17 protein-coding genes are annotated in these 21,584 nt (G+C 46.2%); 7 read left to right on the forward strand and 10 right to left on the reverse strand.

The features are described 5' to 3' along the window. Positions 1-167: 167 nt before the first annotated feature. The 3 genes from Xbed_RS13970 to dnaB all read right to left on the reverse strand — a co-directional run bounded on the left by Xbed_RS13970 (position 168) and on the right by dnaB (position 4,037). Positions 168-1,364: an amino acid aminotransferase gene (locus Xbed_RS13970; RefSeq protein WP_086113519.1), complete on the reverse strand. Its 1,197-nt coding sequence runs from the start codon at positions 1,362-1,364 to the stop codon at positions 168-170. Between the two features lie 66 nt (positions 1,365-1,430). After that, entirely contained in the window at positions 1,431-2,510 is a 1,080-nt protein-coding gene (alr, locus tag Xbed_RS13975) for an alanine racemase (protein ID WP_086113520.1), read from the reverse strand. Positions 2,511-2,627: 117 nt separating this feature from the next. Continuing rightward, a complete protein-coding gene (gene dnaB, locus Xbed_RS13980; RefSeq protein ID WP_086113521.1) occupies positions 2,628-4,037 on the reverse strand; it encodes a replicative DNA helicase in 1,410 nt (469 codons plus the stop codon). A 193-nt stretch (positions 4,038-4,230) separates the two neighbouring features. Here dnaB and Xbed_RS13985 point away from each other — a divergent pair, with 193 nt between their 5' ends. After that, positions 4,231-5,214, forward strand: coding sequence for a quinone oxidoreductase (locus Xbed_RS13985; RefSeq protein ID WP_086113522.1), 984 nt, complete (start codon positions 4,231-4,233; stop codon positions 5,212-5,214). A 24-nt stretch (positions 5,215-5,238) separates the two neighbouring features. Here Xbed_RS13985 and dusA read toward each other — a convergent pair whose 3' ends face one another. Then, the gene (dusA, locus tag Xbed_RS13990; RefSeq protein WP_139837495.1) at positions 5,239-6,267 is read right to left on the reverse strand and encodes a tRNA dihydrouridine(20/20a) synthase DusA; all 1,029 of its coding nucleotides are present in this window, start codon (positions 6,265-6,267) and stop codon (positions 5,239-5,241) included. Between the two features lie 122 nt (positions 6,268-6,389). Then, positions 6,390-7,538, reverse strand: a complete 1,149-nt coding sequence (locus Xbed_RS13995) for a DUF1266 domain-containing protein (RefSeq protein WP_086113541.1) — start codon at positions 7,536-7,538, stop codon at positions 6,390-6,392. A gap of 586 nt (positions 7,539-8,124) precedes the next feature. Between Xbed_RS13995 and zur the strand changes: the two genes are divergently transcribed. Next, entirely contained in the window at positions 8,125-8,637 is a 513-nt protein-coding gene (gene zur, locus Xbed_RS14000; protein WP_086113523.1) for a zinc uptake transcriptional repressor Zur, read from the forward strand. A gap of 212 nt (positions 8,638-8,849) precedes the next feature. On the opposite strand, the gene lexA is transcribed toward zur, so the two are convergent. Further along, positions 8,850-9,467, reverse strand: coding sequence for a transcriptional repressor LexA (lexA, locus tag Xbed_RS14005; protein ID WP_086113524.1), 618 nt, complete (start codon positions 9,465-9,467; stop codon positions 8,850-8,852). 118 nt (positions 9,468-9,585) lie between these two features. Further along, entirely contained in the window at positions 9,586-9,957 is a 372-nt protein-coding gene (locus Xbed_RS14010) for a diacylglycerol kinase (RefSeq protein WP_086113525.1), read from the reverse strand. Between the two features lie 138 nt (positions 9,958-10,095). On the opposite strand from Xbed_RS14010, the gene plsB reads away from it, so the two are divergent. Next, the gene (gene plsB / locus Xbed_RS14015; RefSeq protein WP_086113526.1) at positions 10,096-12,561 is read left to right on the forward strand and encodes a glycerol-3-phosphate 1-O-acyltransferase PlsB; all 2,466 of its coding nucleotides are present in this window, start codon (positions 10,096-10,098) and stop codon (positions 12,559-12,561) included. 247 nt (positions 12,562-12,808) lie between these two features. Here plsB and ubiA read toward each other — a convergent pair whose 3' ends face one another. The 3 genes from ubiA to pgi form a co-directional block, all read right to left on the reverse strand. Next, complete coding sequence (gene ubiA / locus Xbed_RS14020; protein WP_086113527.1) at positions 12,809-13,663, reverse strand: 4-hydroxybenzoate octaprenyltransferase; 855 nt, start codon at positions 13,661-13,663, stop codon at positions 12,809-12,811. A gap of 13 nt (positions 13,664-13,676) precedes the next feature. Beyond that, the gene (gene ubiC, locus Xbed_RS14025; RefSeq protein WP_086113528.1) at positions 13,677-14,204 is read right to left on the reverse strand and encodes a chorismate lyase; all 528 of its coding nucleotides are present in this window, start codon (positions 14,202-14,204) and stop codon (positions 13,677-13,679) included. Positions 14,205-14,384: 180 nt separating this feature from the next. After that, the gene (pgi, locus tag Xbed_RS14030) at positions 14,385-16,031 is read right to left on the reverse strand and encodes a glucose-6-phosphate isomerase (protein WP_086113529.1); all 1,647 of its coding nucleotides are present in this window, start codon (positions 16,029-16,031) and stop codon (positions 14,385-14,387) included. Positions 16,032-16,364: 333 nt separating this feature from the next. Between pgi and lysC the strand changes: the two genes are divergently transcribed. The 4 genes from lysC to Xbed_RS14050 all read left to right on the forward strand — a co-directional run bounded on the left by lysC (position 16,365) and on the right by Xbed_RS14050 (position 21,556). Next, on the forward strand, positions 16,365-17,738 hold the full coding sequence (gene lysC / locus Xbed_RS14035) for a lysine-sensitive aspartokinase 3 (RefSeq protein WP_086113530.1): 1,374 nt from the start codon (positions 16,365-16,367) through the stop codon (positions 17,736-17,738). A 247-nt stretch (positions 17,739-17,985) separates the two neighbouring features. After that, the gene (gene iclR, locus Xbed_RS14040; RefSeq protein WP_086113531.1) at positions 17,986-18,816 is read left to right on the forward strand and encodes a glyoxylate bypass operon transcriptional repressor IclR; all 831 of its coding nucleotides are present in this window, start codon (positions 17,986-17,988) and stop codon (positions 18,814-18,816) included. A gap of 195 nt (positions 18,817-19,011) precedes the next feature. Further along, complete coding sequence (gene edd / locus Xbed_RS14045) at positions 19,012-20,853, forward strand: phosphogluconate dehydratase (RefSeq protein ID WP_086113532.1); 1,842 nt, start codon at positions 19,012-19,014, stop codon at positions 20,851-20,853. Positions 20,854-20,902: 49 nt separating this feature from the next. Then, entirely contained in the window at positions 20,903-21,556 is a 654-nt protein-coding gene (locus Xbed_RS14050; protein ID WP_086113533.1) for a bifunctional 4-hydroxy-2-oxoglutarate aldolase/2-dehydro-3-deoxy-phosphogluconate aldolase, read from the forward strand. Positions 21,557-21,584 lie beyond the last annotated feature (28 nt).

Genomic DNA, 21,584 nt, shown 5'->3' on the forward strand with positions numbered 1-21,584 from the left:
AAAATTCAGGTAACTACTATATAGTAAACCGTTATTAATTAACATGGCGAACAAACTTCAAGAAAAAATAACCAATAAAAATCTTCTATTTTTGGCTATAACAGAGATATCTATTAAATTCCCTGCCGCCATGAGAACAGGGAATTTTAAAATTCTACAGATAAAAACTACTCACTCACCGCAGCAAATGCTTCTGCAATACGCCGCACGTTATGGTGATTTACTCCCGCCATGCAAACACGGCCTGAACCGAGCAGATAGACACCAAATTCTTCACGCAACCGATCAACTTGTTTCTGGCTGAATCCGGTATAGCTGAACATGCCGCGCTGTTGCAACAAATGGTCGAAGTTTTTCTCTGGCAGGGCTTTTTTTAATGCATTTACCAATACTGTCCGCATTTCCAGAATACGTAACCGCATCCGTTCGACCTCTTCCCGCCATTGGGTTTTTAATTCAGGGTCACCCAATACTCTGGCAACAACCTGTGCGCCAAAATTTGGAGGGTTGGAGTAAATACGGCGGACACCGGCTTTCAATTGCCCCAAGACATTTTCAGCCGCGTTTGCATTGTCACAGATCACTGATAATCCACCAGCCCGCTCACCATACAGTGAGAAAATTTTCGAGAATGAGTTGCTGACCAGACAAGGTAGCCCTGCATTTGCCATTGCGCGGATCGCATAAGCATCTTCTTCCATACCATCGGCAAATCCCTGATAAGCGATATCAAGGAAAGGCAGTAATTCCCGCGCCTTAACAACCTGAACCACCTGATCCCATTGGTCATTGGTGAGGTCTGAGCCGGTTGGGTTATGGCAACAAGGATGCATTAAGATAATGCTTTTTGCTGGTAATTTCTCAAATGTTGCCAACATTTTGTCAAATTTTACCCCTTTGGTTTTGTCATCAAAATAGGGGTAATAATCCACTTTAACGCCTGCTCCGGCAAAAATAGCAGCATGGTTTTCCCATGTTGGATCACTGCACCACACTTCAGAATCAGGGAAATAACGGTGTAAAAAATCAGCGCCTATTTTCAACGCACCGGAACCACCCACAGTTTGAATAGTCGCGATACGCTTCTGATTTAATAATGGATGATCTTTACCGAACAGTAATTCCTGAATGGCCACGCGGTAGGCAAGCAATCCTTCCATCGGGAGATAAAGGGAAGCAGACTGTGGCAAAGCACTCATTTGTTCTTCAGCGGTTGCAACAGCCTGCAATTGCGGAGTTATACCCAATTCATCGTAATAAAGCCCGATGCTTAGGTTAATTTTTTCTGCACGAGGATCGTGGTTAAATTTGTCCATCAACGACAAAATAGGATCGCCCGCATACGCATCAACATTCTGGAACACGATTGTGATTCTCCCTGCTACTGAGTGATATAAAAGACGCATTGACAGACAATATAACTTACCAAATTATTCGTCTAGATATTCCATTGCAACACGTGAAGTCAGTTTCGTGATTAGCTCATAAGCGCTGATCTCCGAATGTTCCGCAATTTTTTCAACGGGTAGAACATCCCCCCAAAGGGTCACTTCATCCCCAACTTTATCCTGGCATTCTGGCCCTAAATCCACGGTGATCATATCCATGGAAACACGACCGACAAGCGGCACTTCCCGACCATTGATAAATACCGGTGTCCCTGCTGGCGCACTGCGGGGATAACCGTCACCATATCCCATCGCCACAACACCAAGACAAGTATCGCGTTCGCTACTCCATGTACCGCCGTATCCTACCGATTCGCCAGCTTTATGCTGACGCACCGCAATTAAGCTGGATTTTAATGTCATCGCAGGAAGCAAGTTAAAATCAGCCGCAGTTTTGTCGGCTATTGGCGAAGCCCCATACATCATGATACCGGGCCGAACCCAATTCAAATGTGCCTGCGGCCATAATAAAATCCCACCCGATGCCGAGATGGATTTTTCGCCCGGTTTATCCGCAACAAATGCCATAAAGCAATCAATTTGCTGTTGGGTCGCCTCTACGGTCGGTTCATCCGCACGGCTAAAGTGGCTGATGAGATTAATGGGTTGTTCGACGTTATGGCAGCGGCTCAAGCGTTGGTAAAAGGCTTCCGCTTCATCAAGCCTGACGCCCAGACGATGCATGCCTGTATCCAGTTTCATCCACACTTTAATCGGATGGGACAAATCCGCCTGCTCCAATGCTTCAAGCTGCTCAATGCTGTGTACGATGGTTTCAATATCGTTGGCGACCAGAACAGGTAAATCTGCCGCCTCAAAAAAACCTTCCAATAGCAGAATGGGTTTGACAACCCCGCCACTACGCAGTGCAAGGGCTTCCCCAATTCGAGCGACACCGAAACAATCAGTGTCTTCCATTGTGTACGCCGTTTCTAATAAACCATGTCCATAGGCGTTTGCTTTCACAACTGCAATCAGTTTACTGTCAGGCGCTTGCACCCGAACCTGTTGCAGATTATGTCGCAGAGCGCGGCGGTCGATAACAGCAGTTGCCGCTTTCATTTCGTCCCCTTTTTATGCTTTTCCGGTCAAAAGTGGTAATTAAAAGCCTATCTTCATGAGATGCGATTAGACGCTGCTCATTTCAGGTCATTGGGATATGAACGATAGGCGCCAGAGTTATTCGTCGCTATAGCTTGGCCCTGCATAATTATCGAACCGTGACCATTGGCCATTAAACGTCAGCCTTACCGTACCGATAGGGCCATTACGCTGTTTACCAAGGATGATTTCTGCCACGCCTTTCAGTTCACTGTTGTCGTGATAGACCTCGTCACGATAGATAAACATGATCAAGTCAGCATCCTGTTCGATAGAGCCTGATTCGCGCAGGTCGGAGTTAACCGGCCGTTTATCGGCTCGTTGTTCCAAACTACGGTTAAGCTGGGAAAGTGCAACAACCGGCACTTGAAGCTCTTTTGCCAATGCCTTCAGTGAGCGGGATATTTCCGCAATTTCCAGTGTTCGGTTGTCAGATAAAGAGGGTACTCGCATCAATTGCAAGTAGTCGATCATAATCATACTCAGCCCGCCATGCTCACGGAAAATCCGCCGCGCACGGGAGCGGACTTCTGTCGGGGTCAGACCAGATGAATCATCGATGTACATATTGCGTTTTTCCAGCAAAATTCCCATGGTGCTGGAAATACGTGCCCAATCTTCATCATCAAGCTGACCCGTTCGAATTCGTGTTTGATCCACACGGGAAAGGGATGCCAACATACGCATCATGATCTGATTGCCGGGCATCTCCAGGCTGAAAATCAGGACCGGCTTATCCTGCATCATCGCTGCGTTTTCACACAGGTTCATCGCAAAGGTGGTTTTCCCCATTGAAGGACGCGCAGCCACAATAATCAGATCTGATTTTTGCAAACCCGCCGTCTTTTTATCCAGGTCTTGGTAGCCAGTAGAGACCCCGGTCACTCCATCATGCGGGCGCTGATAGAGCTGTTCAATGCGCTCAACCGTTTCTTCAAGGATCTGTTCAATGCCTTTCGGGCCTTCATCTTTATTTGCCCGGTTTTCTGCGATCTGGAATACCCGTGATTCAGCCAGATCCAACAATTCTTCGCTCGTTCGCCCTTGTGGGTCGTAGCCCGCATCTGCAATTTCATTTGCCACCGAGATCATATCGCGCACGACGGCACGTTCGCGGACAATATCGGCATAAGCATTGATGTTCGCAGCACTTGGGGTATTTTTTGACAGTTCGGCCAGATAAGCGAACCCACCGACATTATCGAGATCGCCATTCTGTTCAAGAGATTCCGATAAGGTAATCAGGTCGATAGGTTTACCCGTTTCGAGCAAACGCTGCATTTCAGAAAAAATACGTCGGTGTGGGCGGCTGAAAAAATCATTGCTGACAACCCGCTCGGAGACATTATCCCAGCGTTCATTATCCAGCATCAAACCGCCCAACACGGATTGCTCTGCTTCCAAAGAGTGTGGTGGAAGTTTCAGCCCTTCCATTTGGCGATCTTTTGGTCCAGCCATACTGTTGTTAGTTGGTTTTTTTCCAGCCATGTGTACCGCATCAATCCACTAAACAAAAACGAAACAGCGCATCAGTATACGCCATGAAAACAGCCTTGAGTAATTATATATAGTCTGTGATGATTTCAGAGACATTTACGCTGTTTGCAGCAGTTTCATAGTAAACATGCGAAGCTGTTCCCTATATTTACAACATGATTTCCAACATAATGAGAGAGTGACCATGGCAAAACATATCGAATTTTCCGCCACTGGCGGCCCAGAAGTACTCCGATATTGTGAATTTACACCCGCTGACCCTGCATCTGATGAAGTACAAGTCGAAAACAAAGCCATCGGGATCAACTACATTGATACTTATATGCGGAGCGGGCTATATCCATCAGCCAGTCTGCCCAGCAAGCTCGGCACAGAAGCCGCAGGTATTGTGACTAAAATCGGCTCAAGTGTGACATCCATTAAAGTCGGGGATCGCGTCGTTTATGCCCAGTCCGCCTCTGGTGCTTACAGTGAAGTACACAATGTGTCTGAAAGCAAATTAGCTCTGCTACCCGATGCGATTTCATTCGAACAAGCCGCTGCATCCTTTTTAAAAGGTTTGACCGTTTACTATTTATTCAATCTGACCCATAAGATCCGGGCAGGAGAAACATTTCTGTTCCATGCTGCCGCTGGCGGTGTGGGTCTCATTGCCTGCCAATGGGCAAAAGCGCTGGGCGCTAAATTGATTGGAACGGCAGGTTCGGACGAAAAAGCGGCACTGGCCAAAGAAGCCGGGGCATGGCAGGTCATCAACTATCATCGCGAGAATATTGTGGAACGAGTCTTGGACATCACGGGCGGGGGAAAAGTTGGCGTGGTATATGATTCTGTCGGCAAGGAAACATGGCTGGATTCATTAGATTGCCTGAAACGGCAAGGTTTGATGGTCAGTTTTGGCAACGCTTCTGGCCCCGTAACAGGGGTGAATCTGGGTATCCTCAACCAAAAAGGTTCACTGTTCCTCACCCGCCCTGCTCTGAATGGCTACATCACCACCCGTGAAGAATTGGCGGAAGCCAGCAAGATACTGTTTGATTTTATTGTCAGCGGTAAAATTAATGTGGATGTACCGGAAAATCAGAAGTTCCCACTGAGCGAAGCGATAAGGGCACATCGGACACTGGAAAGCCGCGCAACCCACGGTTCCAGTTTATTGATCCCTTAAATGCGAACAAAACACCTGAGCGGATTACATCCGCTCTGTCACCATGTCCAAGGCTTTTTCAACGACCATAATATCAGCACCCGGTTTATGGGCATTTTCACTTAAGTGACGACGCCATTGACGTGCGCCGGGAATGCCTTGAAAAATGCCCAAAATATGGCGGGTGATATGCCCTAAATAGGTGCCTGTCGACAATTCCTGTTCAATATAAGGATAAAGGGATCTGACCGCATCCACTGTATTCACCACAGGTGCGGTTTGATCAAACAACTCACGATCCACATTCGCCAGAATAGAAGGGTTTTGGTAAGCCTCTCGTCCAATCATTACGCCATCCACATACTGCAAATGCTGCTTCGCTTCTTCCAGTGATTTAATACCACCGTTAATGGAAAGCGTCAGTTGTGGAAAATCTTTCTTCAATTGATAGACCCGTGGATAATCCAGGGGTGGAATTTCGCGGTTTTCTTTCGGGCTTAAACCAGACAGCCACGCTTTACGCGCATGGATAACAAAATTATCGCAATCGCTGTTTTTCACGACGGTATCAATAAAGTCACACAGGAACTCGTAACTATCCTGTTCATCAATTCCGATGCGGGTTTTAACGGTAACAGGAATATCCACCACATCCTGCATGGCCTTGACACCCTCGGCCACCAGCGCCGCTTCCCCCATCAGACACGCACCAAAACGACCATTCTGCACACGATCAGAAGGACAACCCACATTCAGGTTGATTTCATCGTAACCTCGTTCTTGTGCAATCTTGGCACACTGCGCCAATGCCTGAGGATCGCTGCCGCCCAATTGCAATGCCAGAGGGTGCTCCTGCTCGTTATAAGCCAGATAATTTCCTTTACCATGAATAATCGCGCCGGTTGTGACCATTTCCGTGTAAAGCAGTGCTTCCTTGCTTAATAAGCGATGGAAGTAACGACAATGACGGTCAGTCCAGTCGAGCATGGGCGCAACGGAGAAACGGGAAGGTTTGAATTTATGGGATTTCCCCTTGATTTCATGGGTATTTTTAACTGCTTTATTTTCGTGCATTTCAAGATATTTCAAGTGGTTTTAAATTAACAGCCCCCCTATATAACGCCCCTGAAATACGGGGAATTGAATAAGAGGGAGTATAAAATGTGGCCTACTATAGCATAGAAAAATGTTCCCATTTAATGCAATATCCGAATTTCGGTATGACCACTCTCTTCATCCATGATTTCATCGTCGGGTGAATTTTCCATTTGATCCCGTAACAGGGAATTCACGACATCAGAAAAACCATCTTTCATATATTGTTCCATAAAGATGCCTTTCGCATTTGGCCAAGGCAATTGAGCCATTGGCCAATCACAATGCTCTTTATAAAACAAAAATTCTTTCAGGCGCCCTTTCACCGTGTCAAAATTCCGGCTCCAATAGGCATTACCCAGCCGATAATTTGTGTAGAATTCATCAAAGCTGTCAAAAATTTCATAAATATAATCTGCTGTTTTCAGTATATTCTTCCAGGCCATTTCCTCGCTAATATAACCGGCCGCAAAGCAGTTTCGGCTCATGACAATGGCTCGCCAAAGATCAAAACCCCAGAGTAAAACCGGGGGTCGTCCATCAATGGAGCGGGCACATTGCTGGACATATTCAGGGGATTCTTCTATCAGGCTTCCAAGCACTTGAAACATTTCTCCATCCGTGAAAACAGCGTCAACCGCGAAACGCTCCGAATGCATTCCCGCCCATAATTCATGCAGCCTTTTTAAATATCCCTGTTCATCAAGAATGCCCCAATCCTGATATAATTGTGATTGGTGCGGTTCAGGTTCTGATAAAGGTAAAAAACGATACTTATTATTATCTTGAAACACCCGACTTTTAAGCGGGTAATGCTCCAGTGTTTCTGTCCAAAATCCGTCGTAATAGCAGCTAACTAGATGCAAACGTAAAGCCTGCCGTTTTTCTTCCGGTAAGATCGATAACCCTGCCTGTCTGTAATAACGTTTCTGTTCGGCCGCAGGAAGATTTTTGATACGCAGAAAAGTATAAATAGAAAGGAATACGCCCAATATGCTAAAACCTATCAACATAGCCCACAAGATATAACCCGCTGACGGTAGGTTATTGGAATCCATGGCTAATCCGGTTATCACTGTCGATAATGCGATCAACAAAATGGTTGTAATCCAGAGAATTCCCAAACCAATCGCCTGACTGGGCCTAAGAAAATCCATCTTTTTTCTTTTCAGAATAGCCTCTTTGACTATTCGAAAACTGTTAACAGGAAACTCTCTGTCATTAGGGTGATTTTGCAATAACTCTTTCATTTTTAATCCATTAATCATGTAGGCCGTATTTCAAGTATTTTTAATGCTAAGATTTTTTCTTCTTAAGTGGAATAATCAGAGCAAACGGTTTTTGGTTAATCGTTACAGACTTTCGACAATATAATAACGGGAAATACTATTTCCAAAATTAATCATAATAAAGAATATGTTTAAACAATGTGTGACTTTAATGACTAATATCCTTACCCTGATAAACCAATTTAACTCTCCGGATATTATCCAATATTTCCAGTTTTATTTTCTCCGTTTTTTCAACCATTTTATTGTTCTTATCCACCGATTAAATAGGCTTTCATAATAGTGATACCCTGAAATTCCGACGATCCCTTACTCCCCGCACTGCGGAGAGTAAGGGATCGCCCTAAAATTTTGAAATGTCATTTAACGTTTATCCTTTATATCCATTTATTGATAAATACATGCTACATAATGCCAGGATAGCCAGCTATTTTTTGACATGTATGTAAAGCGCCATAAGCGCGTTAATCATGGCATAGATTCCTCTTCAGGCTGAAAAACATGGTAACATTAAAGTCATTAGCATCGTGTAGGTGTGAGAAGTGTAATGAAAACGATCAATCAAAAAAAGTTACTGGCACAGGCTGAGACGATCTGTCTGTCAAGAGGGGTTCGTTTGACCCCCCAACGTCTCGAAGTTCTGCGTCTCATTACGGAACAACCCGGCGCAATCAGCGCTTATGATTTGCTGGATTTGTTGCGTGAAGTCGAACCCCAAGCCAAGCCCCCAACGGTTTATCGTGGTTTAGAGTTTCTGTTGGAACAAGGTTTTATTCACAAAATAGAATCCACAAACAGTTATGTTCTCTGCCATCATTTTGAGGAACCCAGCCATACTTCGGCGATGTTTATTTGTGAAGATTGTGGTTCAGTCACGGAAAAAGACGCGAAAACGATTGAATCCACCATTCAGAAGCTGGCACAAGGTACAGGGTTTCATTTACGAAATAGTGTGATCGAAGTTCACGGTTTGTGCTCTTCTTGCCATGAAATCGACTCTTGCGCAGAACGAGATATATGTCAGCACAATCATCCAGTTGCAGGGAATAAGAAGAAATAAGGCAAGCATGTTTGACAGATGATTAAGCGATGAGGCGGTCATGCCTGATGTACTCATATACCCATCGTCTTTCAAGTTGCCGCTTTGTTGGCTGCATCTTGAAATCCATTGGGTATATCTTCAAGTTACCGCTTACGCTTAACCTGAGTTTAACAAGTACTGAAAAAAATGACCGCCCCAGAATGGCAAAGTGCAATTATCCGCTTTTACAATCAGAACCAGTCCCCGTTACGAATAACGCCTACTGCCAATCCTTCAATAGTGAAACTCTGTTCGCTCAAATCAATAACAATCGGTTCAAATTCTGGATTTTCAGCAATCAGTTCAATTTTGTTCCCTGTTTGTTTAAAACGTTTTACTGTGACTTCATCTTCAATACGCGCCACAATGACTTGCCCGTTATGAACATCCTGTGTTTTATGCACAGCCAGTAAATCCCCGTCCATAATACCGATGTCTTTCATAGACATTCCACGGACACGTAACAGAAAATCAGCACTTGGTTTGAACAGTCCCGGATCAACCTTATAATGACTTTCGATATGTTCCTGAGCCAGCAATGGCTCGCCTGCAGCAACACGACCAATCAGCGGTAATCCCGCGCTTTCACCTTGCTCTTCGAGAAGCAAACGGATACCCCTGGATGCACCAGCGATAATCTCTATCACCCCTTTACGCGCCAGAGCCTTTAAATGCTCTTCTGCCGCGTTAGGTGAACGAAAACCAAGACGTGCCGCGATTTCAGCACGTGTCGGTGGCATACCCGTTTGCGAAATATGGTCGCGCACCAAGTTATAGACTTGCTGCTGCCTGGCAGTTAATGCTTTCATTTCGCCCCCTGTTTGTTTATACAGTCAGACTGTGAGTATATACAGGTAAACTAGAATTGGGAACCTGTCGGCATGTAAAAGCCGTTAAATAACGTATCTTGATGAAAAACACATCACATCAGCGCATAAAATGCGACCAAAGGATCATTCCCCACGTAAGCAATGCAAGAAGTATGGTTAGCAATACAGCCGCCGACCCCATATCCTTCGCTCGACCTGATAATTCATGATACTCACTGCCAATACGATCCACGACCGCTTCTATGGCACTGTTAAGAATTTCAACAATAACAACTAGCATGACAGAACCGATAAGCAAGAGCTTCTCAAATAAGCTAACATCTAAAGAAAATGCGATGAGAATCGCAAATATGGCAGTCATGCTTTCCTGCCGAAATGCGGCTTCATTTTGCCAAGCGGCCTTGATTCCTTTCGCAGAATAGCCAGCCGCCTTGATGATACGAGTCAAACCTGTTGATTGATTTGCCATGATAACTTTCTTAAATGAACTTAATAATTGTATGGTTATATAACTTTTAGCCCTTTATATTGTCTTAATTTCCACAGATCTCAAAATCTGTTTCTGGTATCCTTGCGACGCATTGCTAACAAGAGGCTTAAAGCAGTTATGTCAGGTTGGCGTAAAATATATTATAAGTTATTGAATTTACCACTAAAATTATTAGTAAAAAGTAAACTTATCCCTACGGATCCCATTGCAGAGCTGCGTCTTGATACGACACGGCCTATTTTGTACGTACTACCGTACCACTCGAAGACAGACTTATTGACTCTACGTCAACAATGTCTGGCGCAAGAGCTGCCCGATCCGTTGGACCCTCTGGAAATTGGGGACACACAGCTTCCGAGTTGTGTCTTTATTGATAACGGCCCACGCGTGTTCCGTTGTTATGCCCCAAAGCATGAATCTGTGAAAATTTTTCATTCTTATCTGGATCTGCATCGCAATAATTCTGATTTGAATATCCAAATGGTGCCAGTTTCTGTCATGTTTGGCCGCTCTCCTGGGCGTGAAGGACATGAGACGAATACGGCACCGCAATTACGTCTGCTGAACGGTGTGCAGAAGTTTTTTGCGATCCTGTGGCTTGGGCGGGATAGTTTTGTGCGTTTCTCCACTCCCGTTTCTCTACGCCATATGGCTGACGAACACGGTACGGATGATATTATTGCCAATAAACTCGCTCGTGTTGCCCGGATACACTATTCCCGTCAACGTCTTGCGGCGGTTGGGCCTCGTTTGCCTGCCAGACAGGATCTGTTCAATAAGTTACTGACTTCGAAAGCGATAGAAAAAGCCATTGCTGATGAAGCCCGTAGCAAGAAAATCTCTCCCGAAAAGGCCAAGCAGAATGCCATTAATATGTTGGAAGAGATTGCGGCGGATTTCTCCTATGAAACCGTGCGATTGACCGATCGTGTTTTGAGTTGGACGTGGAATCGTTTGTATCAAGGCATCAATGTTCATAATGCCGAACGCGTCCGCCAGTTGGCACAGGATGGTCATGAATTGGTTTATGTTCCATGCCACCGCAGCCATATGGATTATCTTTTGCTCTCCTATGTGCTTTATCATCAGGGGCTGGTTCCGCCACACATTGCGGCGGGCATTAACTTGAATTTCTGGCCTGCCGGGCCGATATTCCGTCGTCTTGGCGCGTTCTTTATCCGCCGCACGTTTAAAGGTAATAAACTCTATTCGACGATCTTCCGTGAATATCTCGGTGAGTTGTTTTCCCGTGGTTATTCGGTTGAATATTTTGTCGAAGGCGGTCGTTCACGTACCGGACGTCTGCTTGACCCGAAAACCGGCACACTTTCCATGACCTTGCAAGCGATGCTGCGTGGGGAATCCCGTCCCATCACAATTGTGCCGATCTATATCGGTTATGAGCATGTGATGGAAGTGGCGACTTACGCCAAAGAGTTGCGGGGTGCCACCAAAGAAAAAGAAGGTTTTTTCCAGATGGTGCGGGGATTGCGCAAACTGCGTAATCTGGGGCAGGGTTACGTGAACTTTGGTGAACCCATCCCGTTGATACAGTACCTTAATCAGCATGTTCCGGATTGGCGTGATTCCATTGACCCGATAGAATCCCAGCGCCCTACATGGCTGTCTCCAACCGTCAGTAAACTGGCTGGCAATATTATGGTCAATATCAATAATGCCGCCGCCGCCAATGCGATCAATTTATGTACTACGGCGTTACTGTCATCACGTCAGCGAGCACTCACTCGCGAGCAGCTTATTGAGCAGTTGGATTGCTACCTGCAATTATTGCAAAATGTGCCTTACACCGACGATATCACTGTACCGAACAAAACGGCGGAAGAGTTGTTGGATCACGCCTTGTTGATGGATAAGTTTGAGGTCGAGAAAGACAGTCTGGGGGATATCATTATCCTGCCCCGCGAAAACGCGGTATTGATGACTTATTATCGCAACAATATCCAGCACTTGTTGATCCTGCCATCCTTGATTGCCAGCATTGTGATGCATCATCGCCGTATCAATCGCAGCGAATTGCTCAGGCAGGTTGAACTCATCTATCCGCTCATCAAGCAGGAACTTTTCATGCGTTACAGCAAGGAAACGCTCCCCAATGTCGTCAATACCTTAATTGATGAACTGGCGCGTCAATGCCTTATCTGTAACAAAGAACAAGAAATGCTGGTACTGAACCCTGCACGTATTCGCTCACTGCAATTACTGGCGGCCGGTATCAGGGAAACCCTGCAACGCTATGCCATTACGCTGTCTTTATTGAATGCCACCCCAGATATCAGTCGTGGTGTACTGGAAAAAGAGAGCCGGATGTTGGCACAGCGTCTATCAGTGCTGCATGGTATCAATGCGCCGGAGTTCTTTGACAAGGCGGTTTTCGCCTGCTCAGTCAATACACTGCGCGAAGAAGGCTATACGCAAGATAGTGGCGATATGATTACGAGCAACGCCCAGGCACTCTACCATGTGCTGAGTGAGTTGATGTCACCTGAAATTCGCTTAACCATTGAAAGTGTCAGTATGCCACCAGAGCAAAATGACCCTGAGCAAGTAAAAAATCAGGGGTAATGGCTGACTTCGGGTATATATACCCAAAATAATTCGGGTTGCATCGCGGCGGCAAGGGAGCGACAAATTCGTCGGGAACGAATTTGCCCAGCCAAAGGCTGGCCTCCGGTGAGAGGCAGGAGCCTCTCAGTCATCCCCGGGAACATAGATAACTATGTGACCGGGGTGGGTGAGCGTAGCCAACAAAGAGGCAACTTGAAGTATGAAGGGTATAAAGGATTAATGGGCGGTCATACCGCCCATTATATTAAACATAGCTGCAAAGGATGCCGAGGAATAGAATAAAGCCAACGTAGTTATTGTTCATAAATGCCTGAAAGCAAGATGCTCTTTCCCGGCCTGCAATCAATTTTTGTTGATAAATAAACAGCGCTGCTGCCAGCAATATTGTCCAGTAGTATATTCCCCCCAGATTCACGATATTGCCAACCAGTACCAAAATGCCCAGCATGGTGAATTGCAGAAGACCAATAATCAGTTTATCAAAGCGCCCAAAAAGCACCGCCGTCGATTTCACACCGATTTTTAGATCATCATCTCGATCAACCATTGCATACTGTGTATCGTAAATCACTGACCAGATAATGTTGATTAAAAACAGCAGCCAGCACTCTAAAGGTAAGGACTCACTAACTGCGGAAAATGCCATCGGAATTGACCAGCCGTAGGCCGCGCCCAACACAACTTGCGGCAAGTGGCTGATGCGTTTAACAAAAGGATAAGTCCACGCCAGCACTAAGCCAACGACTGACAACGCTATTGTCATTTTATTCAGTGTCAAAACCAGCGCAAAAGAAATGAGCACCAGAGTGGCAAACAAGATTTTGCTTTCTTTTTCGCTAATGTCACCACTAGGAAGAGGACGAGATTTTGTCCGCTCTACATAGCCATCAAATTTTCTGTCTGCAAAATCATTAATGCAACATCCCGCAGCACGCATGAAAAACACACCGAGAGTAAAAACTAACAAGACATGCAAATTGGGTATGCCTTTTGCGGCGATCCACAATGCCCAATAGGTTGGCCATAATAGTAATAATACGCCAATGGGTTTATTGATACGCATTAAACGGCAATAGGCGCGCCATTTATTCTGCGTCATACTGACCTCCAATCTATTTCTCCCCTTTTATTTTGTTGATCTTATAGGCAGGTGATTCTGGCAGAAAAACTTCTGTGAGCAATAGAGGTTTACCCGACAATCTCAATAAAGAACGTCGTGCCCAGCGATATTCTTGCCAGCCTATTTGAATATAATCCCGTGTCAGATTATTACCACTAAAAAGATAACGGCCGAGTGGAACTGTTCCTACGTCAACCAATTTCCGATCTGGGCCGGTTAGCGTTTCCGCCGGAATAACCGTGCGCCCTAAAAGCCACGGGATGTTATCCCCATACAAGATAACCTCACGCAACCAATATTTTTCACTTATAGGTAAGTGCTCACTTTCATCGCCTAATTCTTCTGCCGTGATAAAGCATTCCCGAAAAGGGGCAATCGATACCTGCTGACAGTATTGTTCAAAGCGGCGGGTCATTGAGCCGACTTCCATCAGCCAATCTAATATATCTTCAGGAAGCGCGGCCTCATCTGCCGAAAACCAGTGGATGGGTGTCGATGTTAATATTGTGTCATCTGCCATGTCATTTTCCCATTGCGGGGAATCTCATTTTCCCCGACAGCACAACGAGTGGGGCATGAGGATATCATGTTGCAGACCAATAAAATAAAAAGTTGGTAGCAATTTATGGAAATCATAAAAAACCTCTCCTCAATAAAGGTTGTTACTGAGGAGAGGTTGGGTCAAAAGAAGGAAATCAGATTAGCGCCATGCTTTGAATCGGTTAATCAGGCCATTGGTAGAACTGTCATGGCTGTTCACGGCTTCTGTATCGTGCAATTCAGGCAGGATACGGTTTGCCAACTGCTTACCCAGTTCAACCCCCCATTGATCAAAGGAGAAAATATTCAGAATTGCACCTTGAACAAAGATTTTATGCTCATACATGGCAATCAATGCCCCCAAACTAAATGGAGTTATTTCGCGCAATAAAATCGAGTTGGTCGGCCGGTTGCCTGCAAAGACTTTGAACGGCACAACATTCGCCACGTCCTGAGTACTTTTTCCGGCAGCCGCGAATTCCGCTTCCACCTGAGCCTGAGTTTTGCCAAAGGCCAGTGCTTCAGTTTGTGCAAAGAAATTGGATAGCAGCTTACTGTGATGGTCGCCAAGCGGATTGTGGCTCATTGCCGGAGCGATAAAATCACAAGGGATCAATTTGGTTCCCTGATGGATAAGCTGGTAGAAAGCATGCTGACCATTCGTCCCCGGCTCACCCCAAATAATTGGCCCAGTCTGGTAATTCACTGGATTGCCATTCCGGTCAATGTATTTGCCGTTTGATTCCATATTGCCTTGCTGGAAGTAAGCCGCAAAACGATGCAGGTATTGATCGTATGGCAGAATCGCTTCAGTTTCTGCGCCAAAGAAATTGTTGTACCAAATGCCGATCAGTGCCAACAAAACGGGAATGTTATGTTCAAAGGCGGTTTGCTCAAAATGTTTATCCATCGCATGAGCACCACTCAACAATTGTTCGAAATTTTCATAGCCGATGGAAAGTGCAATGGATAAGCCAATCGCAGACCAGAGCGAATAGCGTCCGCCTACCCAATCCCAGAATTCAAACATGTTTTGTGGATCAATCCCGAATTTACTGACTTCCTGTTCATTGGTTGATAACGCCGCAAAATGTTTGGCGACATGGGCTTCATCAACAGCACTTTGCAAGAACCAATGACGCGCAGAATGGGCATTGGTCATGGTTTCTTGCGTGGTAAACGTCTTGGAAGCAATCAGGAACAAGGTGGTTTCTGGATTTAAGGTTTTTAGTGTTTCAGCGATGTGAGTGCCATCAACATTGGAAACAAAATGCATATTCAGATGATTTTTATACGCTTTCAGGGCTTCGGTCACCATATACGGGCCAAGATCGGATCCTCCGATACCAATGTTCACCACATCAGTTATCGTTTTTCCTGTATAGCCTTTCCACTCACCACCGATGATGCGCTCACTGAATGACTTCATTTTTGCCAGCACGGCATTGACCTGCGGCATCACATCTTCCCCGTCCACCATAATCGGGGTATTGCTGCGGTTACGCAGGGCAATGTGCAGCACGGCGCGATCTTCCGTGCGATTGATTTTTTCACCGGAGAACATGCTGCGGATGGCACTGCTCAAATCGGTTTCTTGCGCCAGTGCCTGTAATTTTGCCAGCGTTTCAGCGGTAATGCGGTTTTTGGAATAATCCACCAGAATCTGCTGATCAAATGTCGCAGAAAATGCCGTGAACCGTTCTTTATCCTGTTCAAACAGATCGCGCAAATGCACATTTTTTATATGCTCAAAATGCTGCTGTAGGGCTTTCCAGGCTTCAGTCTGGCTAGGGTTAATGTTTTTCATGGATAATGCTCTCTATCAACTGTCGATAAACAATAGGAATGAATACACAGATTGTAACGGTTTAATGCTGTGATTAATCTCCCTTTCCTTGTAATGACTGATATTGGTCAAAATAGCCCGTGATTTCCAGCCCTATTTGTTGAAATGAATCAATGTTTAAATGAACCAATGTTGAAATGGGCCAATAACGAAATAAGTCGATGTTGGGATAGGCAAAAATGATAATTTTATTTCCATCATGAAAATTATTTATGCTTGCTTGTCAAACATTGACTCAATACGTCTAACCCGATATTTCTAAACGTCTATTCTTCGGACAAAAGGTTATCATCCATGTGTGCTGTTTCATCCCCTGACCTGCAGTATGTTGTCGCAAAATTTGGTGGTACTAGTGTGGCAGACTTTGATGCCATGAATCACTGTGCCGACATTATTTTGGCAGACCCCCATGTTCGCGTGGTTGTGCTGTCAGCGTCCGCTGGCGTGACCAATTTGTTGGTTGCCTTGGCGGCGGGCTGCGATAACGATAAGCGGGAACACTACCTGAAACAGATCCGTGACATTCAATATGCCATTATTGGGCGATTGCATGAAGCCGCGGTGATCCAAGAAGAAATTGATCGCCTGCTGGAAAATATTGAGATGCTGTCAGAAGCGGCCTCTCTCGCCACCTCGGAAGCACTGACTGACGAATTGGTGAGTCACGGTGAAGTGATGTCCACCTTATTGTTTGTCGAATTGCTACGCCAGCGCAATACGGACGCAGAATGGTTTGATATCCGTCGGATCATGCGAACCAGTGATAACTTTGGGCAGGCAGAACCGGATACCCTCCAGCTCCATACGCTGGCAATGGAACATCTTTATCCTCGCCTGAATAATACTCTCGTTATCACCCAGGGTTTTATCGGCAGAGAAGAGAAAGGCCGCACAACCACGCTGGGACGGGGGGGCAGTGATTATACCGCCGCGTTGCTGGGTGAGGCACTTGGGTTACAGCGCGTTGATATCTGGACCGATGTTCCGGGCATCTATACCACCGATCCCCGTGTTGCCCCTACCGCTAAACGCATTGATAGAATTGCCTTTGATGAAGCCGCAGAAATGGCGACTTTTGGTGCCAAAATCCTCCATCCTGCCACACTGCTACCGGCAGTTCGCTCTGGCATTCCGGTTTTTGTCGGCTCCAGTAAAGATCCCCTCGCGGGCGGCACCGTGGTTTGCGATAAAACCGAGAATCCCCCCCTGTTCCGTGCGTTGGCATTACGCCGCAAGCAGACTTTACTGACTCTGCATAGCTTGAAAATGCTCCATGCCAGAGGTTTTTTGGCAGAAGTTTTTACCCTGCTCTCGCGCCATCATATTTCTGTGGATCTGATTACCACATCCGAAGTGAGCATCGCCCTGACGCTGGATACCACCGGTTCGACCAGCACCAATGGCAGTTTGCTGACCAATGCGTTGTTGACCGAACTTTCCACGTTATGCCGCGTGGAAGTTGAAGAAGATATGGCACTGGTCGCCATTATCGGCAATGAGCTTTCACAGGCAAAAGGATTGGGCAAAGGGATTTTTGGGGTGCTGGAGTCGTTTAATATCCGCATGATAAGCTGTGGCGCAAGCAGCCACAATGTCTGTTTGCTTGTTCCCGGCAAAGATGCGGAACAGGTGATTCGGACATTGCATCGCAGTTTGTTTGAAGTATGACGAAACACATTCAACATCACGCGAGAATGAATTAAATTATGGAAGATTATGGAAGATAAAGCGGTTATATGACCGCTTCATTTCAGTCCATGCAAATTCCTGCCCCCTATTTCATTTTCTCGCGGCCAACACATCGGATGTGTTTTTCCCCTCTTTATCATCCATAATAAGAAAACGAAAATAAATTCCATTTTATGTTCAGCACAGCACCATTGCTGTGAGCAGACGATTATTCAGAGGGCATCTTATGAACACAGCCGTTGCCAGCAAGCGCACAAAAAAAACTAAAATGACGACAAACAGTGCCGCTGCAAGCGGTCAGGTTCAGTCTTTAAGTCGAGGGTTAACACTTTTGGAATACATTTCCGATTCTCCTGTCGGTGTTGCCTTGACGGATCTGGCGATACAAGCCGGTCTGCCCAATTCCACCACCCATCGTCTTTTGACCACTTTGCAACAGCACGGTTTTGTCCGCCAAATAGGTGATCTGGGATTGTGGGTGATTGCTTCCCATGCCTTTGTCGTTGGCAGCAGTTTTCTGCAAAGCCGTAATCTGATGGTGCTGGTTCATCCTCTATTGCGTCAGTTAATGGAAGATTCCGGTGAAACTGTCAACCTTGCTATTCTTAATCTTGATGAATATGAAGCCGTGATTGTCGATCAAGTACAGTGCAATGCGCTGATGAGAATGTCCGCACCCATTGGGGGTAAACTGCCGATGCACGCTTCCGGTGCCGGCAAAGCACTGCTTGCTACGCTGTCTGAGCAAAAACGTCTGCAATTGCTGCATAAAAAAGGCATGCACGCTTATACACAACATACCTGTACCACCGCAGCCGCATTAACAGAAAATCTCGAACAGATCCGTAAACAAGGGTTCTCATTGGATGATGAAGAACATGCGTTAGGATTACGCTGTATCGCCGCCTGTATCTATGATGAATATCATGAAGCCTTTGCCGCTATTTCTATCTCTGGCCCGGTTTCACGTATCTCCGACGATCGTGTGACTGAACTCGGCGCTCTTGTTATTCGCGCGGCGAAAGCGATCAGTAGAGAATACGGTGGAATTCAGTAATTTTTGCTAAAACTCCGGATAAAAAGCGGTTTTGTTGACAAGCTGTTACGTTTCAGCTTTAAAAATTGACATAGATCACAGATAAAAGGCGTAAGCGACGAAAGTTGATTGCATCCTCTGATTATTGCATTAACAATGTTACCGGTAACAATGAAGCCATAGTCACATTCCATTGTGGTGTCGGGAGCAATTATCATGACAACAAACCAGAACAGTACGGCTACCAACGAAACCGTCGCACGCATTACACAACGTATCATTGAACGATCAAAAGAAACCCGCAGCCACTATTTGGCACGCATTGAATCAGCTCGTTCAAAAACCGTCCATCGTGCACAACTGGCATGCGGTAATCTGGCTCATGGTTTTGCAGCCTGTCAGAATGACGAAAAAATCGCATTGAAGAATATGGTGCATAATGACATCGCCATTATTACTTCTTACAACGATATGCTTTCCGCCCACAAGCCTTATGAAAACTATCCACAAAAGTTAAAAGATTCTCTGCACGCAGTAGGCGCGGTCGGTCAGGTTGCCGGAGGGGTTCCCGCCATGTGCGACGGTGTGACGCAAGGTCAGGATGGCATGGAATTATCTCTGCTTAGCCGCGACGTTATTGCCATGTCGGCTGCCGTTGGACTTTCTCATAATATGTTTGATGGTGCCCTTTATTTGGGTATTTGCGACAAAATTGTGCCGGGTTTGGTCATGGCTGCCTTGTCATTCGGGCACTTACCTGCTGTTTTTGTCCCTGCCGGGCCGATGGCCAGTGGCTTGCCAAACAAAGAAAAAGTTCGCATTCGCCAGCTTTATGCCGAAGGCAAAGTTGACCGACAAGCGCTGCTGGAGGCTGAAGCGGCGTCTTACCACAGCATCGGAACCTGTACTTTTTACGGTACAGCGAATTCCAACCAAATGGTGATGGAAATCATGGGGCTACATTTACCGGGGGCTTCTTTTATCCCTCCGGAGACCTCACTGCGTGAAGCCTTAAATGATGCCGCCGCACGTCAAGTTACCCGTCTGACTGAAATTTCAGGTCATTATCTGCCATTGGGTCAGATGGTCGATGAAAAAGTGATCGTCAATGGCATTATTGCTTTGTTGGCAACCGGGGGATCAACCAACTTGACTATGCACCTTATTGCCATGGCCAGGGCTGCTGGGATCATCATCAATTGGGATGACTTTTCCGAATTGTCAGAAGTTATTCCTCTGCTGTGTCGCATCTATCCAAATGGGCCAGCGGATATCAACCAGTTTCAGGCTGCGGGCGGGGTGGCGTTGGTGATCCGTGAATTACTGAAAAAAGGCTTACTGCATCGCGATGTCAGTACTATCGCTGGATTTGGTTTGGAACGTTATACTCAAGAACCTTGGCTTGATGAAGGCCGGTTGGCTTGGCGTGAAGGTGCCCTCTCTTCACTGGACAGCAATATCATTGCCAGCATTGAACAGCCGTTTGAGCAACATGGCGGCACAAAAGTCATGACCGGCAATCTCGGTCGTGCAGTGATGAAAACGTCTGCGGTTCCGGCGGATAATCAGGTTATTGAGGCACCCGCAGTGGTCTTTAACAGCCAGCATGATATTGCTCCTGCTTTTGAGTCCGGCAAGCTGGATCGTGACTGCGTAGTGGTTGTTCGCAATCAAGGCCCGCAAGCAAATGGGATGCCAGAATTACATAAGTTGATGCCACCGCTGGGCGTGTTGATGGACCGTGGTTTTAAAGTTGCCTTAGTCACTGATGGTCGTTTATCCGGTGCTTCCGGTAAAGTCCCTGCCGCCATTCATGTTACGCCAGAAGCCAGAACCGGCGGATTGCTGGCAAAAATACAAGATGGCGATCGGGTTCGCGTTGATGGCCGTACTGGAGAACTTATCCTTCTGGTTGATGAGCAGGAATTAGCACAAAGAACACCCTATCACCCAGACTTAAGCGCAGGGCATATGGGCTGTGGCCGTGAACTATTTGGTGCACTGAGAACCCAACTTTCGGGCGCAGAACAAGGGGCATGTTGCATTACTTTTTACTAAACGGGGATTTTAAATCCCTTGTGTTCTGATTTAACGAGAGAGACTGCTAATGAATAATTGGAAAACAACCGCAGAAAACATCCTGACCGATGGCCCTGTTGTCCCTGTCATCGTTATCAACGAAATCGAACATGCTGTTCCTTTGGCGAAGGCACTGGTTGCCGGCGGGATCCGTGTTCTGGAAGTGACATTAAGAACTGAATGTGCTCTGGAAGCCATCCGCCTTATCGCTAAAGAAGTTCCCGAAGCGATTATCGGGGCAGGCACCGTGATTAATCCTGAACAACTGGCTGCGGTCACCGAAGCCGGCGCTCAGTTTGCCATTAGCCCAGGATTGACTGATGCGCTGTTAAAATCGGCAATTTCAGGTTCAATCCCCCTTATTCCGGGGATCTCCACCGTTTCTGAATTAATGCTGGGAATGAGTTATGGCCTGAAATGCTTTAAATTCTTCCCCGCAGAAGCCAATGGCGGGGTTAAGGCACTGAAAGCCATCGCAGGCCCATTCCCACAAGTCCGTTTCTGCCCAACGGGAGGAATTTCGCCGGAAAACTATCGTGATTATCTGGCATTAGAGAGTGTTCTGTGTATTGGTGGCTCATGGTTGGTGTCGGGCGAAGCATTGAGAAAAGGAGACTATGCCCAGATTACGGAACTGACGCGTACTGCCATTGCGGGAGCCACAGCGTCATTTTTCCTTTAAATATTTTTAATGCGGAAATTAACTATTT

This window comes from Xenorhabdus beddingii (assembly GCF_002127545.1).
Lineage (GTDB): Bacteria > Pseudomonadota > Gammaproteobacteria > Enterobacterales > Enterobacteriaceae > Xenorhabdus > Xenorhabdus beddingii.

What these genes read in the sequence shown, in the direction of transcription:
- alr (WP_086113520.1), bottom strand. Translation starts at nt 2,510, where the DNA reads ATGAAAGCGGCAACTGCTGTTATCGACCGCCGCGCTCTGCGACATAAT.
- dnaB (WP_086113521.1), bottom strand. Translation starts at nt 4,037, where the DNA reads ATGGCTGGAAAAAAACCAACTAACAACAGTATGGCTGGACCAAAAGAT.
- Xbed_RS13985 (WP_086113522.1), top strand. Translation starts at nt 4,231, where the DNA reads ATGGCAAAACATATCGAATTTTCCGCCACTGGCGGCCCAGAAGTACTC.
- dusA (WP_139837495.1), bottom strand. Translation starts at nt 6,267, where the DNA reads ATGCACGAAAATAAAGCAGTTAAAAATACCCATGAAATCAAGGGGAAA.
- Xbed_RS13995 (WP_086113541.1), bottom strand. Translation starts at nt 7,538, where the DNA reads ATGAAAGAGTTATTGCAAAATCACCCTAATGACAGAGAGTTTCCTGTT.
- zur (WP_086113523.1), top strand. Translation starts at nt 8,125, where the DNA reads ATGAAAACGATCAATCAAAAAAAGTTACTGGCACAGGCTGAGACGATC.
- lexA (WP_086113524.1), bottom strand. Translation starts at nt 9,467, where the DNA reads ATGAAAGCATTAACTGCCAGGCAGCAGCAAGTCTATAACTTGGTGCGC.
- Xbed_RS14010 (WP_086113525.1), bottom strand. Translation starts at nt 9,957, where the DNA reads ATGGCAAATCAATCAACAGGTTTGACTCGTATCATCAAGGCGGCTGGC.
- plsB (WP_086113526.1), top strand. Translation starts at nt 10,096, where the DNA reads ATGTCAGGTTGGCGTAAAATATATTATAAGTTATTGAATTTACCACTA.
- ubiA (WP_086113527.1), bottom strand. Translation starts at nt 13,663, where the DNA reads ATGACGCAGAATAAATGGCGCGCCTATTGCCGTTTAATGCGTATCAAT.
- ubiC (WP_086113528.1), bottom strand. Translation starts at nt 14,204, where the DNA reads ATGGCAGATGACACAATATTAACATCGACACCCATCCACTGGTTTTCG.
- pgi (WP_086113529.1), bottom strand. Translation starts at nt 16,031, where the DNA reads ATGAAAAACATTAACCCTAGCCAGACTGAAGCCTGGAAAGCCCTACAG.
- lysC (WP_086113530.1), top strand. Translation starts at nt 16,365, where the DNA reads ATGTGTGCTGTTTCATCCCCTGACCTGCAGTATGTTGTCGCAAAATTT.
- iclR (WP_086113531.1), top strand. Translation starts at nt 17,986, where the DNA reads ATGAACACAGCCGTTGCCAGCAAGCGCACAAAAAAAACTAAAATGACG.
- edd (WP_086113532.1), top strand. Translation starts at nt 19,012, where the DNA reads ATGACAACAAACCAGAACAGTACGGCTACCAACGAAACCGTCGCACGC.
- Xbed_RS14050 (WP_086113533.1), top strand. Translation starts at nt 20,903, where the DNA reads ATGAATAATTGGAAAACAACCGCAGAAAACATCCTGACCGATGGCCCT.